This is a genomic window from Gracilibacillus alcaliphilus, from assembly GCF_016909015.1.
Taxonomy (GTDB): Bacteria; Bacillota; Bacilli; order Bacillales; family Amphibacillaceae; genus Gracilibacillus; species Gracilibacillus alcaliphilus.
In genome coordinates this window covers 35,175-50,472 of record NZ_JAFBFA010000019.1, presented here as the reverse complement: position 1 = coordinate 50,472, position 15,298 = coordinate 35,175, and the positions used below count along the sequence as shown (strand labels likewise).

Here is a 15,298-nt window from a genome sequence, read left to right as displayed (position 1 = left end):
AAAAATTGTAGGAGGAATTTATTAATATGAGCAAAAATATTGATATTATTAACCATTATGAGTCTGTTGTGCGCAGTTATGTACGTAACTTTCCCACTGTATTTACAAAGGCTAAGAAAAGTAAAATGTGGGATGAGCAAGGAAATGAATATTTAGATTTCTTCTCCGGTGCGGGCGCATTGAATTACGGACACAATGATGATCATATGAAAGAAAAATTATTAGCATATATTGCGGACGATGGGATTACCCATTCCTTAGATATGGCCTCTACAGCCAAGGCGGATTTTTTACAAAAATTCGATGATGTTATTCTTAAACCGCGAGACTTAGATTATAAGGTGATGTTCCCTGGGCCAACCGGAACCAATACCGTAGAAAGTGCCTTAAAGCTGGCACGTAAGGTTACTGGCCGTACCGATATCATTAGTTTTACAGGTGGTTTTCACGGGATGACGATTGGCGCCCTATCGGTAACAGGTAACTCGATGAAACGACAAGGTGCAGGTATACCGCTGCAGAACACTGTGACAATGGCATATGATAACTATGTTGATCATGATACCTTCGTCTATTTAGAACGGTTCTTAGAAGATAAAGGAAGCGGGGTGGCAATCCCAGCTGCTATGATCGTAGAAACAGTTCAAGGAGAAGGCGGCGTGAATGCTGCACGCTTTGAATGGCTGAAAAAAATTGAGGACATCTGTCGTCGCTGGGGTATCCTGTTAATCATTGATGATGTACAAGCAGGCGTTGGTCGTACAGGCACATTCTTTAGTTTTGAGGCAGCTGGCATCAAACCAGATATCATTTGTATGTCAAAATCCTTAAGTGGTTATGGCTTACCGCTTGCCGTTACCTTAATCAAACCAGAATATGATATTTGGCAGCCAGGTGAGCATAATGGAACGTTCCGCGGGAACAACCATGCCTTTATTACTGCAGCTGCTGCACTTGATTATTGGAAAGATGATTCATTTGAAAAAGAAATTCACCAAAAAGCTGAGCTTATTTACAGTTTCCTAGAAGATCTAGTCGAAAAATATCCGGAAATGCAAGGAGAAGTCCGTGGACGTGGATTTATGGTTGGAATTGCTTCAGAAGTAGAAGGCTTTGCTAGTAAAGTAGCTGCTCAATGTTTTGAACAAGGATTGATTATGGAAACAGCTGGACCAAATGATGAAGTATTTAAATTATTCCCTGCTCTAACCATTTCCAAAGAGGAGCTACAACAAGGGCTTGAAATTATTGAAGAAAGTGTAAAATCATTAGTTAAAAACCCTGTTGTTAACTAATAAATAACGGGTTTATCATAAATCAGAAATCATAGGAGGCAATTGTCAATATGAAAGTAGTAAAACTAGAAGATATTTTAGGTACAGAGCAAGATGTAGACGGAGGTAACTGGGTTAGCCGTCGCTTAATTACAAAAAAAGACGGGATGGGCTACTCTGTCAATGATACCATCATAAAAGCAGGAACTGAAACACATATTTGGTATAAAAACCATTTAGAAGCAGTTTACTGTATTGAAGGGGAAGGCGAAGTCGTTACACTAAGCGATAATAAAGTTTGGCCTATTAAAAAAGACACACTTTATGCCTTAGATCAAAATGACGAGCACCTTCTTCGCGGAATTACTGATATGCGTGTCGTGTGTGTATTCAATCCACCATTAACTGGTAACGAAATCCACGGCGAAGATGGTGCATATGCCGTAGATGAAGATTAATATAAATAATGGAATAGGCTTAAGAACTTTCAAAAAAACTTCCCAATTCAATGGGGAGTTTTTTGTATTTTTAGATATAATATAACTAAGGAGGGATTTTAATGGCAAGAAAAGAAATCGATGACTATTTACAAGAGGGTATCTATGGTGCAAAAGAATTAAATCCCGATGAAAAAAGAACGTATTTAGGAACCTATCGTGAACGGGTTATTTTGGCAGTAACCAAAAAAGAGGTGCGCGGAAAAAAAGGATTAGAAACTTTAGAACCATTATTACAGCAGTATCGGGAGGCAAAACTGCTGATTAATGGTCAGATGAATATTAACTATATTAGGCCTTATCGTGAATTAGCTGATAAGTATAATATCTCTTACACCTATATTACTAACAAAGAAAGCGACAGCACCTATGGCTTAGTACTAGCAGCTGATCATGCTGTGGATATAAAGGAAATCCAACTGCCCAAAGAAGACGCAAGTGAAGAACTGACTGGGCAAGAGCCAAAAACTTGGTGGCAAAAACTGTTTGGTGTATAACGGCGCACATCATCCTTCACACATCTATGCATAACACTGCTCTCTCTTCACATTCAAACCTCACTTATGTTCAGCCAACTTGGCTTCACGCGAAAGCCAAGTGGCCTATTATTCACAATTAATCATGGCGTTCTTCGAGTTAAGCATTGATCTTTTGCTGTATCTCTGCTACCTCCTGATTCGTCAGCCCTGTAATTATCTGTCTCCCACTTTCATCTGCTTAGCATAAAGCTTAGACCAGTAATACAGTGAGCGTTTAACCATATTATACTTGTTTGTAAACTGGATTTTTATATTGATCCATTGTTGATCATCGTTCTAATTAATACATCCCGTCGTGCTTGCTTATCTCTCTCATGTTCTCCGCCAATTTCAATATTTTGAAACAGCAGGGTTTGGATCGGCGGTCTCCCCGACTCCGCCAAAAAAGCATTCAAAAACACACGGGTGATTGCTTCATTCTGTTCATTGCCAAAAAGCTGTTTAAAGGCATAGTCAATTTTTAAGTCCATAAGTTGGTGATCAGGAGTTCGCCTTAACAGTTGCTTCGTTTGCTTTTTTCTTTTCTGGTATTTATTATTAGCTGGGGTATCTTCACAGATGTAGAAGGATAAATCTGATGTAACATGGTAAGCACAAGACTGGGGCATTAAAACACATCCTTTAATATAATGAAATGATGTGTATAACGAGGTGTAAGTCTAAATACATTATACCAAACATACGTTCCTAAATATAGTAAAAAATACAGGATATTGCTCTAGACAATACCCTGTTCTCTAATTACGCATGTATATTCAATTCTTCAATGACCTTCACCAATCGCTTCATGCCTTCTTCGATTAATGCCGGTTCTGAATTGGTGAAGTTCAGCCGCATTGTATTCTGTGGCGGATTAGATACGTAGAAGGAATCACCTGGCACATAAGCCACACCTTGCTCGACTGCTTTATTTAGTAATTTAGTTGTATTGACTTGTTCTGGGAGTTTAACCCAGAAAAACATCCCGCCCTTTGGCACCATATACTCTAAACCTTCAATACTTACTTCATCTAATAAACGTTTCATTACTAGCATTCTTTCATAGTAGGTTTGGCGGATTGTTTGAATATGTTTATCAATATCGAAATCTTGTAATAAATGTACTAAGGCATGCTGACTGATCGAATTGGTATGCAAATCGGTTGCCTGCTTAGCTTGTGCCATAATTCTAATGATCTGATGCGGACCGACAATCCAGCCAATTCGCATAGCTGGTACAACAGTCTTCGAAAACGTACTTGTATACAATACCAAGTCATTCTTATCTAAAGAAGCAATAGATGGCGGCGCCTCTTCTTCGACAAACTGCAGCTCTCCGTAAGGATCATCCTCAAAAATAACAACATGATATTGATTAGCCAGTTCTAACAATTTTTCTCTACGCTCCAATGACCACACTTTTCCAGTTGGATTAGAGTAGGTCGGTACAACATAAATACATTTCGGTTTATATTTAATTATTTTTTCCTCTAAATCAGCTAGTATCATCCCATCGTCATCCGAATCAACTGCAATCACATTGGTTTCATAGGATTCAAATACTTGCAATGCCGCTAAATAAGTTGGGTTCTCTGTCAAGATAATATCGCCTTTATTAAACATAACGCGTGAGAACAAATCAATTGCCTGCTGACTTCCCGATGTGACCAAAATATCCTCTGGCGGGCGTACCAATCCCTTAGCAGCCATTCGTTCTGCCAATAGATCACGCAATGCTGCCACACCTTCTGTTTCCCCGTATTGCAAGGATTTTCTATTCGTTGTGACGGCTTTATGAAAAGCCTGATCTACAGCCTCTACTGGGAATAAATTCTCCTCCGGTAAGCCACCGGCGAAAGAAATCACATTTCCCTGATTGATGACTTTCAAGATATCCCGTACCGCAGAAGACTTCATAAAACGTACACGTTCAGCAAAACCATATTTCATTTTCTAGGACCTTCTTTCATCATTTTGAATTTTCAGATAATTTTAAGTCAGAAAAGCACCTGGTTTTATGCTTTCCTATCTTACTAGAAAAACAGCTACTCCCTCTTTTTTGGAAGTAACTGTATCTATATACATTTAACCCAAGACTGCTCGATCGCTTTCCATTTGTTTCCCGCGAATACGCTGGAATTCTTGCAATAACTTTTCAATGGTCAATGCCTGCTTTTCTTCACCAGATACCTCTAGGATTATCTGTCCTTTATCCATCATAATCAGACGATTACCAAGATCTAATGCTTGTTGCATATTATGTGTAACCATTAAAGTTGTTAACCCAAATTGCTTCACCACTTTACCAGTCAGCTTAGTAATAAGCTCTGCCCTTGATGGATCCAGTGCTGCCGTATGTTCATCCAGCAGTAGAATATTCGGCTCTGTAAATGTGGCCATTAATAAAGACAGGGCTTGGCGCTCTCCTCCAGATAACAGACCAACTTTGGCTGTTAAACGATTCTCTAAACCAAGATGTAAGGTCTCCAAGTGCTCTTTAAACAGCTGTTTACGTTTTTTGTTAACCCCTATCTTTAAAGTTCTCGTTTTATTACGAGCATAAGCCATGGCTAAGTTCTCTTGAATCGTCATCGATGGAGCAGTGCCTGCCATTGGATCTTGAAATACACGCCCTATCATCCTTGAACGTTTATACTCAGGCATCATGGTTACATTTTTTCTGTTAATCTCTATCGTTCCTACATCTGGTTTTAACGAACCGGAGATCAGGTTCATTAACGTAGACTTACCAGCACCATTACTCCCAATAACCGTGACAAAATCTCCTTGTTCTAAATGCAAGTTTGTCTGCTGGAGTGCTTTCTTTTCATCTAATGTTCCTTCATTAAAGGTGATCGCTATGTCTTTCATATTAAGCATTGTTCGTTCCACCTCCCAGCATGGCTCGCTTCCGCCTCTTACGTCGTGACTCTTTGACGGTAGCAATAATTTTCGGAGCAACAAGGGCTATGATAACGATGATGGCCGTAATTAACTTAGCATCGCCTGTCTCCAAGAATTTAATCTTTAAGGCAAGGGTTAATACAATTCGATAGACGATCGCACCACCTATAACAGCTAATGTGGTGCGGGCAATTGTTTTAGTTCCAAATAATGCTTCTCCAATAATAACGGAAGCAAGACCGATAACAATCATACCTATCCCCATATTCACATCGGTAAAACCGCCATATTGCGCTACTAATGCACCTGACAATGCAACCAATGCATTTGAGATTCCTAAGCCCACAATTGTAAGAATGTCGGTATTTGCTGAAAAACTTCGAATCATTTTCTCATTATCACCTGTAGCGCGTAAAGCCAACCCTACTTCTGTCTTTAAGAAGTAATCCGTAATAAATTTAACTACTAAAGTAATGATAATCATTAGAATCAAAATAGCCCACGTTCCTGGCAGACGGTCAGCTCCTAATGATGTTAAAATGCCATTCAAAAAATCATCAATACCTAAAGAGGCCCAAAAACCTTCGATTTGATTAAATATCGTCGGTTCATTTAATAACGCCACATTCGGTTTGTCCATTATCCTCAGATTGATGGAATAGAGGGCAATCATCATTAAAATACCTGATAACAGCGGATTGATCTTTCCTTTCGTATTCAAAATTCCTGTTATCATACCTGCAATAAAGCCTGCAAAAACAGCATAAATCGTAGCTAAGACCGGAGGCACACCATTGACAATGGAAATTGCCGCTACAGCTCCTCCTGTGACAAAGCTGCCATCTACTGTTAAATCAGGGAAATCTAAAATACGAAACGAAAGATAAACACCTAATGCCATCAGCGCATATATAACACCTGATTCCACTGCACTGAACATGGAAATTAACATCACACTCTTCCTCTCTGTCAAACCACTTCATTTTGATAGAAAACCTCGACACCTATCATTTTCTCAATGTCGAGGTTTTCTCCCTATTTATTCTGCTGCTTCTGTTTCCAAAATTTCTGCTTGATCATCCCACTCATCGTTCCATTCTATCCCTTGCGCCTCTGCTGCTTCTTCGTTAATAAACAGCTGCATGCTCGGCGGAACTTCTACCGGGATATCGGCGGTTGTTTTCTCACCAGTCAAGATTTCAACTGCCATTTCACCGGTACGGTAGCCAATTGTATGGAAGTCAATACCATAACTTGCAAACCCGCCACGTGCTACAGAGTCTGGTTCACCAACAAATAAAGGAATAGACTGGCTTTCGGCCACATCAATTACAGCTTCTAATGCAGAAACAACGGTATTATCCGTAATGATAAAGAACACATCAGCCTCGCCTACTAAAGAGTTAGTAGCTTGCTGTACTTCTGAAGAGTTTCCAACAGTTGCTTCTGCTGTTGACAAACTTGTTCCTTCTACTGCTTCATTGACGGCATTAATTTGTGCAACCGAATTTGCTTCCCCAGCACTATATACTAAACCGATCGTTGAGCCTTCAAAATACGTATCAATAAATTCCACGGTTTGTGTAATCGAATCAGGGTGCATATCCAAAACCCCTGTAATATTGTCGCCTGGCTGATCCATTGATTCTACCAATCCACTCTCTACTGCGTCGGTTACAGAGGTAAATAGGATTGGAATATCACTTGTTGCTTGCAAGGCACTTTGGGCACTTGGTGTCGAATTAGCGAAAATTAAGTCCACCCCTTCTGCCACAAAGTTATTGGCAATGGTAGTTGCATTATTTTGATCATTTTGTGCTGATTGAAAATTATATTCTACTTCTAACCCTGCATCGCTAAGCGCATCCTGAAACCCTTGATAAGCGGCATCTAAAGATGGATGTTCCACGATTTGTGTTGCCCCAATTTGATATACTTCTCCATCTGAACTTGCTTGTTCATTTCCTTCTTCTGATTGTTCACCCGCTTCACTGCCATTTGAACCTTCTTCATCATTTGATCCACAAGCAGCTAAAACAAGAACACTGAAAAAGGAAAGCACTAGTAATAATAATAATTTCTTCTTCATAATCAGCCTGTTCCCCCATCTTCCTAGTTTTTAAAATTTTCAAACTTTAGCATACATTATAGCACAAATCTATGCTGTTAGGTACAGCTTATTTATAATTAGTAAGATATGGTTCTAACAGTTTATTGTACTATTAATCATATAGCTTGCTATTCTCCAGTAGCTATTGCACACTAGCCTATAGACTATATTCGGAAAAGAGTGAAATCAATGAGTAACATTGTTGTGATCGGTGCAGGTATTGTTGGTGCTTCCACTGCCTATCAACTATCGAAAACGAATCATCACGTTACCTTAATAGATGCAGATTTTATAGGGAGGGCCACCAGTGCTGCCGCCGGTATTATCTGCCCTTGGGTATCCCAGCGCCGCAATAAGGTTTGGTATCGATTAGCCTCCGAAAGTGCTTGCTATTATCCGAAGCTAATCAATGAACTGAAAGAACAAGGCATATCAAAGACAGGCTATAAACAGGTTGGAACACTTGTCGTCAAAGACGATGAAGAGCGTCTCACCAATATTTTAAAATTAGTGGAGCAAAGAAGGGAAACTACACCGGAAATTGGAGAAGTTCACTGGTTAGACACTGCCGAAACGAAACAACGTTTTCCTTTAATAGCAGATGGCTATTTTTCTTTATATGTCAGCGGCGGAGCTCGTGTCCATGGAGAACAACTTCGCCAAGCACTTTTGTTAGCTTGTCAGAAAAATAATGTACCGTTTATTACGGGAGAAGCGAGTTTTGTCGATGGAGAGATCATGGTAAGCCAACGTAAAATAGAAGCTGATAAAGTAGTTATTGCTGCGGGCGCATGGTTTAATACCTTGGTTCAGGGCTTAGGTATAACCGGAAAAATCAAACCGCAAAAGGCACAGATTACTACGTTGCAAATAGAGGCCGATACAGAAGACTGGCCTGTTATTATGCCGCCTGGGGCTCATTATATGGTACCGTTTGCCGACGGAAGACTGTTTGCTGGAGTCACTCATGAAGACGATGTCGGCTTCGATACTTCTATTACACCGGGAGGTCTCTATCAAATTTTTTCCGATACGTTTACGATTGCACCAAGCTTGGCCCAGAGTAAACTTATAGAAACCAACGTCGGGTTCCGCCCTGTTGCCCCTGATTTTCTCCCGGTATTTGGAGAATTCCCTAACCATCCTGGTATTTATGCTGCCAATGGGTTAGGTTCGTCGGGCTTAACCACAGGACCTTTTATCGGCAAACAATTAGCGCAATTAGTACTTGGTGAGAAAACAGACCTAGCTGTAGAAAATTACCCCATTTCAACGATTTTAGAAAAAGGATGATAGATCAGTGTTCTGGACTAAAAACTGTATTTCCTTCCCTTCTGTCCACTAGATCCAATCTTATAGACTGAGGATTGGCTTTCTCCTTTTCTCTGTTCACAAAACGCCACCAAACAACCTCTTCTTGTTCTCGAAAAAAAGCTTGCAAGCGCTCATTCGCCTGCAAGCTTTTTTTACCTTATGCTAGATCGTTTCGATTAATAAAGTCTGTGACAGCCCCTTGAGAGGAACAGGATACATTATGTGCATATTTACCAAGCACTCCTCGTTTGTAAAGTTCAGGTGCTTGCCAGTTTTTACGGCGTTTATTGAGTTCTTCCTCTGATACATCAAATGAAAGTTCCTTCTTCTCTGAATCGATGGTTACCATATCTCCTTCTTGTAAAAAGGCGATTGGTCCGCCCATCTGAGCCTCTGGGGCAATATGGCCTACTACCAAACCGTGTGTACCGCCAGAGAAGCGGCCATCTGTCAATAGTGCTACAGATTGTCCCAGACCTTTTCCGACCAAAATAGCGGAAATTGATAACATCTCAGGCATGCCTGGTCCGCCTTTAGGTCCAACATAACGAATTACTAGTACATCGCCTTCTTTGATCTCGTTGTTCATAACCGCTTCGGTTGCCTCTTCTTCTGTATTGTAGACACGTGCCGGTCCTACGTGACGCTTTACTTTCACGCCAGAAACCTTCGCAACTGAACCGCTTGGTGACAGATTTCCTTTCAAAACAATTAATGGACCATCGGCGCGATATGGATTACTTAGTGGATGAATAACCTCCTGCTCCTCACCTAATACAGGTGCATCAGCATAATTCTCCGCAATCGTCTTGCCTGTTACGGTTAGGCAATCTTCATGCAAAAAGCCGTTATCTAATAGCAGCCGCATTACGGCTGGTACACCGCCGATTTTATGCAAATCTTCCATCACATATTTACCACTTGGCTTTAGGTCAGCTAGATGGGGCACCTTTGCTTGAATACGGTTAAAGTCATCTATCGTTAGATCAACTTGAGCCGCATTCGAGATCGCTAATAGGTGAAGAATTGCGTTTGTTGATCCACCCAATGCCATAACAGCGGTAATCGCATTTTCAAAAGCTTTTTTTGTTAAGATATCTTTCGGATAAATTCCTTTTTCTAAAAGATGATAAACTGCTCGACCTGCTGCTTCTGTATCAGCCCATTTCTCTGGAGATTCCGCCGGGTTGGAAGAGCTGCCTGGCAGACTCATCCCAAGTGCTTCTGCAGCCGTTGCCATCGTGTTAGCTGTATACATACCGCCGCAAGATCCTGCACCTGGGCAGGCATGGCACTCAATTCCTCTTAATTCTTCGTCATCAATATCGCCATTGTTGTGTTTTCCCACACCCTCAAATACAGAAACGATATCTAACTTCTCACCATTTCGATATCCAGGTGCAATGGTTCCGCCATACACAAATACAGCTGGTACATCAGAACGAGCAATGGCCATTAAGCAGCCTGGGATATTCTTATCACAACCGCCAATGGCTACATAACCATCTAAGTTCTCAGCACCAACAACGGTTTCAACTGAATCTGCAATCACATCACGGCTTGGCAGAGAAAAACGCATACCAGAAGTCCCCATCGAAATGCCATCAGAGACCGTTATCGTATTAAAAATCATTGGTACACCGCCGGCTTCTTTGGCACCCTTCTTCGCCTGTACTGCTAAGTCCCCTAAGTGTATGTTACATGGCGTTACTTCACTCCATGTACTGGCGATACCAATCATCGGCTTTTTGAAATCTTCATCGGTTATTCCAACAGCACGTAACATCGCACGGTTTGGTGCTCGCTTTGAATCGTCAAATACATTACTCTTGATACGCAGATCTTTCCCCATTTCATATACCTCCTAATTTTTATTTTTGTAATCTCTCAGAAGTCCGTTTGCGTGCATGTTCAAAAAAGTTGCCCAAATAGTTGCGAACAGTGGAACATATGCCTATTGATATGTAAGCACATAAGAAAACTCCATAGAATCAGAAAGCAAGACTTCCACCAATAGTTTTCCCTTGCTGAGGCTAGTCCAAACTATAAATAACCTTAGCAACTTGGGCATAAAATAGGATTTTATAGTATCATTCCTCATATATGTAAACCCTTCCAATCAGATTAAAGAAAAATACTATCACTTATCCTCTCATTAGTGATATAGTAACATATATTTTAAATTATCGTAATGATCCAGCTTCTAAACGGTGAATCAATTTGAGTTTCTGGATATTTTTCTTTTTAAGAAAGAAGGTGTGATCCTTTGTTTTTGAATCCTTAAAAATTGTTAGGTAAAATAGAAATGTCGTCAGTTTCTATTTATATGATATGATAAAAAAGAACTTCAATCAGCGGAGGTTTTACTCATCGCTCATTGAATATCAGTTGAATCAATCGGGGTGTTAGCGTCTGGTATTTTCTACCTAAAACATTCTATTTCCTTCTTAATTTGGAAATGGCGTTTATGGACGTTTGTACTCGGATACAAACAATCCACCAAATGAAAGGATGCCGTTACACATGAAAGACAAATTAATTGAACGTTTAACTCATTATGCCACCATAGACACACAATCAAATGAAGATAATCCAGAATGTCCCTCTACTAAAGGACAATGGGAATTAGCTCATCTATTAATAGAGGAATTACAAGCTATTGGGCTACAAGATGTAACCGTAGATGAGCATGCTTATGTAATGGCCACCTTGCCGAGCAATGTTGATCAAGAGGTGCCAACCATTGGCTTTCTTGCCCACTTGGATACGGCTACTGATTTCACTGGCAAAGGAGTAAAACCACAGTTAGTGAAAAATTATAATGGTGCAGATATTGTCTTAAATCAAGTGAACAACATCCTGCTTTCCCCTAATGAATACCCAGCTTTATTAAATTATACCGGACATACCTTAATGACTACCGATGGAACTACCTTATTGGGAGCTGATAATAAAGCTGGGATTGCTGAAATTATGACGGCAATGGAATATCTTGTCCAACATCCAGATATTCCTCATGGAACTATCCGAGTCGCATTTACCCCCGACGAGGAGATTGGCCGCGGACCGCATAAATTTGATGTCCAGCGTTTTGATGCTGACTATGCTTATACGATAGATGGCGGGCCTTTGGGTGAGTTACAATATGAGAGTTTTAATGCTGCCGCTGCCAAGATTACCGTCAAGGGAAACAACGTACATCCTGGAACAGCAAAAGATAAAATGATTCATGCCACCAAGCTTGCCATGGATATTCATCAACAGCTGCCAAGCGAGGAGTCACCTGAATATACTGAAGGCTACGAAGGTTTCTATCACCTTATTTCATTAGAAGGAGATGTAGAAAGAGCCAAATTGTATTATATTATTCGTGATCATAGCCGAGAGAAATTCATACAGAAGAAAGATAACTTAACCAAGATAGTGAACAACTTGCAGGAAAAATACGGACAAGAACAAGTTCAATTAGAAATGAAGGATCAATATTATAATATGGCCGAAAAAATCGAACCTGTTAAATATATAGTAGATATTGCAGCGAAGGCGATGAAAGAGCTGGACATTCAGCCTTTAATTCAACCTATTCGCGGCGGAACAGATGGTTCCCAGCTGTCTTTTATGGGTCTTCCAACCCCTAATATCTTTACCGGCGGGGAAAATTTCCACGGCAAGCATGAATTTATCTCGATTGAAAATATGGAGAAAGCCGTCCTTACAATTGTTAAAATCGCCGAACATTTTACAAAACAAAATTAATTCCACTTCTTCTGAATGACTGAACTGCCATCTGTGGAGAAAGACGCTTCCCTTACAGCATGAACCTATTCCAGTGTTTCCATCCGTAAGGCCGGAAGCATACAAACGATGATCACCATTCATTAGCAATGGACACCAGGAGGAAAATAAACCAATGAATCAAGTTATACAACTCGACCGCGTTACACGTAACACCATGGTAAGTGTCATGCTGATTGGCGCCTTTGTCGGTCTGCTCAATGAAACCTTATTGGCCACCGCTTTACCTAGTATTATGATGGATTTTGGTATCGTAGAAACCCAAGTACAGTGGCTGACAACCGCCTTCCTGTTAACAAATGGCGTAATGATACCTATTTCTGCTTTCTTAATCGAAAAATTCACCACACGTCAGTTATTTATCACAGCCCTAAGCATCTTTGGCCTGGGGACATTAGTAGCAGCTATTTCCCATAGTTTTACGCTGTTATTAGTTGCCCGTGTGATCCAGGCAGCTGGCTCAGGTATCATGCTTCCATTAATGATGACGGTATTACTAAGAGTTTTCCCGGTTGAACGAAGAGGTGCCGCTATGGGGATGGCTGGTATTGTTATCTCTTTTGCTCCAGCTATAGGACCTACCTTGTCAGGTTGGTTATTGGAACACTTTTCATGGCGCGGCTTATTTTATGTCGTCTTTCCGATTGTAGTGATAGCCATTATCGTTTCCTTCATTTATATGAAAAATGTGACCGAAAGAACCAATCCGAAGATTGATATCGTATCGATTCTGTTGTCTTCCTTTGGATTCGGCGGACTGCTATATGGCTTCAGCAGTATCGGAGGCGGGCATGGCGGCGAATCTGAATCTGGGGCCTCCATTGATCTGCTTGGTCTAGGAATCGTTATCGCCGGTGCTGTTATTCTGACGATATTTATTATCCGCCAATTACGACTAAAGAAACCGATGCTTGAATTTCGGGTCTTCACCTATCCGATTTTCTCTCTGGCATTAATTATCACAATGATCGTCTTAATGGCATTGATCGGAGCTGAAACCATGCTGCCACTGTATATGCAGAATACCCGAGGCTTTACAGCATTGGAATCAGGCTTAATGTTATTTCCTGGTGCAATCGTAATGGGGATCATGTCACCGATTACTGGTATGCTGTTTGACCGACTAGGAGCGAAATGGTTAGCAGCCACAGGTATGGGTATAGTGACCATAACCACGTTCCTTTTCACAAGTTTAACAATTGATACAGATTATACCTTTCTCGTGGTGATCTATGCGATTCGTATGTTTGGCCTGTCATTGGTAATGATGCCTGTAATGACGGCCGGATTAAATCAGCTGCCATTGGAATGGCATCCCCACGGTACCGCAATGGCCAACACTATGCAGCAGGTATCAGCTTCTATTGGTACAGCGATTTTAATTACTGTAATGACAACCATGGCGGCCAATTATCAGCCTGATTCTGCTTCACTACAAGGATTAAGCGAAGCGGAGGCAACACAGCATATCGCTGCAAATGCAGCAATCAGCGGCTATAACACAGCCTTTTGGATCGCCACGATCTTATCCGTATTCGGGTTTATCCTCACCTTTTTCTTAGATACAAAAAAGAAAGAAAAGGGGAACACAGCGCCACAATAACACGAGACTGCCTTCAACAAGGGATTGTTATTCCTACCAGATGTCAGCTCAAGCTTAATTTCAGGATCATCCATTAACAGATCAGCAGGTATTCTTGTTGGTCTGTTGTTATATGTAAAGAAGATAATTATCATGGTACCCAGCCTTTATTGGAGTGTTTACTGATCCGCAATTTCGGGGAAAAGATATGGAACAGAGGTATGATCAACTAATAAAACTTCCTTAAGAGATTAAACAAAACTTATTCCATATATCGTAAATCATGTTAAAATAGGCAATGTATTGTTTTTTATTTTAAAGGAGGATTATTCTTATGCAGCAACCAGATCAGCGACCACTTGGTTTTGGTGAGATTTTGGACCAAACCTTTCGCATTATTAAATCACACTTTAAAACACTCTTTCTTATCTCTCTCTTCGTCATGACTCCCATTTTAGTCATTCAAGCCCTTATCTTGGCATTATCCGGTCGGGATTTTATCTTTGGCGGAGATCTTGGAACTGGAGCATTCAATCAAATCATCAATAATATTGATTCCTTAGGCACTACTTCTGTTGTTACGGACATAACAGATGGGATTGTAGGTTTACTAACCATTTTTGCTGTTCCTTTAATATCGGGAGCCATTATACTTACTGTTAAGTCTGCCAGAGCAGGCGGTAAACCATTAGCAAATGACATGATCAGAGGAACACTGTCACGCTATTGGCCAATGCTCGGGAGTTCTGTCCTTATCGCCCTCATCGCATTTGGTCTTTATTTCATTTGTCTGTTGGCATTCATTTTTTTTCTTACTATCGTTATATTTTCGGAATTATTCTTCGGTATTGTGTTAGTCATCCTTTTGTTTGTGGCAGCCTTCCTTGGACTTGGCCTGCTGCTAACAAGATTCAGCCTTTATCTACCGGCTGTCCTCTTTGCCGAAGTAGCACCAGGCTTAGGTAAAAGTTGGCGGTTAACAAGAAAACAAACTTGGAAATTTTTCGGCATTTATATTGTATTAGGAATTATCGCTTCGGTAATTACCTTTATTATTGCTATCCCGGTTGCCTTTTTAGGTGACAGCATCCTTTACCATATATTAACCAATATCAGTTCCTTTATCACTGGAATTATCTTTATGGTAGGTTATGCTGTTATCTACTTTGATGCCTCACTTCGTCAAGATGGATCCGATGTGCAAGCAATATTAGATCAATATCCGACAACGGAGCCTTCCTAGCTTGATGTCCACTCAGGGGAAGAGGCCTTCTTCCCCTCGAATGATTAGTGAAGCTTAACAG

12 protein-coding genes and 1 pseudogene are annotated in these 15,298 nt (G+C 40.6%); 7 read left to right on the top strand and 6 right to left on the bottom strand.

The features are described 5' to 3' along the window. Window positions 1–26 precede the first annotated feature (26 nt). The 3 genes from ectB (at window position 27) to JOD18_RS13945 (ending at window position 2,268) form a co-directional block, all read left to right on the top strand. Complete coding sequence (gene ectB, locus JOD18_RS13955) at window positions 27–1,295, top strand: diaminobutyrate--2-oxoglutarate transaminase (protein ID WP_204669667.1); 1,269 nt, start codon at window positions 27–29, stop codon at window positions 1,293–1,295. A 50-nt stretch (window positions 1,296–1,345) separates the two neighbouring features. Continuing rightward, window positions 1,346–1,732: an ectoine synthase gene (locus JOD18_RS13950; RefSeq protein ID WP_204669665.1), complete on the top strand. Its 387-nt coding sequence runs from the start codon at window positions 1,346–1,348 to the stop codon at window positions 1,730–1,732. A 101-nt stretch (window positions 1,733–1,833) separates the two neighbouring features. Continuing rightward, window positions 1,834–2,268 carry a YueI family protein gene (locus JOD18_RS13945; RefSeq protein ID WP_204669663.1) on the top strand — a complete coding sequence of 145 codons (435 nt, stop codon included), beginning with the start codon at window positions 1,834–1,836 and terminating at the stop codon, window positions 2,266–2,268. Between the two features lie 195 nt (window positions 2,269–2,463). Here the strand turns inward: JOD18_RS13945 and JOD18_RS24300 are convergent. From JOD18_RS24300 to JOD18_RS13915, 5 genes and pseudogenes are all read right to left on the bottom strand, one after another. Further along, window positions 2,464–2,780: pseudogene (locus JOD18_RS24300) on the bottom strand (Rpn family recombination-promoting nuclease/putative transposase). Window positions 2,781–3,051: 271 nt separating this feature from the next. Beyond that, window positions 3,052–4,239, bottom strand: a complete 1,188-nt coding sequence (locus JOD18_RS13930; protein ID WP_204669660.1) for an aminotransferase-like domain-containing protein — start codon at window positions 4,237–4,239, stop codon at window positions 3,052–3,054. A gap of 135 nt (window positions 4,240–4,374) precedes the next feature. After that, entirely contained in the window at window positions 4,375–5,169 is a 795-nt protein-coding gene (locus JOD18_RS13925) for an ABC transporter ATP-binding protein (RefSeq protein WP_204669659.1), read from the bottom strand. Next, on the bottom strand, window positions 5,162–6,145 hold the full coding sequence (locus tag JOD18_RS13920; RefSeq protein WP_204669658.1) for an ABC transporter permease: 984 nt from the start codon (window positions 6,143–6,145) through the stop codon (window positions 5,162–5,164). Before JOD18_RS13920 ends, JOD18_RS13925 begins: the two co-directional genes overlap by 8 nt. An 87-nt stretch (window positions 6,146–6,232) precedes the next feature. Next, complete coding sequence (locus JOD18_RS13915) at window positions 6,233–7,282, bottom strand: ABC transporter substrate-binding protein (RefSeq protein ID WP_204669657.1); 1,050 nt, start codon at window positions 7,280–7,282, stop codon at window positions 6,233–6,235. Between the two features lie 210 nt (window positions 7,283–7,492). On the opposite strand from JOD18_RS13915, the gene JOD18_RS13910 reads away from it, so the two are divergent. After that, entirely contained in the window at window positions 7,493–8,596 is a 1,104-nt protein-coding gene (locus tag JOD18_RS13910) for an NAD(P)/FAD-dependent oxidoreductase (protein ID WP_204669656.1), read from the top strand. 178 nt (window positions 8,597–8,774) lie between these two features. On the opposite strand, the gene ilvD is transcribed toward JOD18_RS13910, so the two are convergent. Continuing rightward, window positions 8,775–10,469, bottom strand: coding sequence for a dihydroxy-acid dehydratase (gene ilvD, locus JOD18_RS13905; RefSeq protein ID WP_204669655.1), 1,695 nt, complete (start codon window positions 10,467–10,469; stop codon window positions 8,775–8,777). A gap of 671 nt (window positions 10,470–11,140) precedes the next feature. Here ilvD and pepT point away from each other — a divergent pair. The 3 genes from pepT (at window position 11,141) to JOD18_RS13890 (ending at window position 15,237) form a co-directional block, all read left to right on the top strand. After that, window positions 11,141–12,373 (top strand): peptidase T, encoded by a 1,233-nt coding sequence (pepT, locus tag JOD18_RS13900; protein WP_204669654.1) that lies wholly within the window; start codon window positions 11,141–11,143, stop codon window positions 12,371–12,373. A 154-nt stretch (window positions 12,374–12,527) separates the two neighbouring features. Further along, window positions 12,528–14,015, top strand: coding sequence for an MDR family MFS transporter (locus tag JOD18_RS13895; protein WP_204669653.1), 1,488 nt, complete (start codon window positions 12,528–12,530; stop codon window positions 14,013–14,015). Between the two features lie 313 nt (window positions 14,016–14,328). Beyond that, window positions 14,329–15,237, top strand: a complete 909-nt coding sequence (locus tag JOD18_RS13890; protein WP_204669652.1) for a hypothetical protein — start codon at window positions 14,329–14,331, stop codon at window positions 15,235–15,237. The last annotated feature ends 61 nt before the right edge of the window (window positions 15,238–15,298 follow it).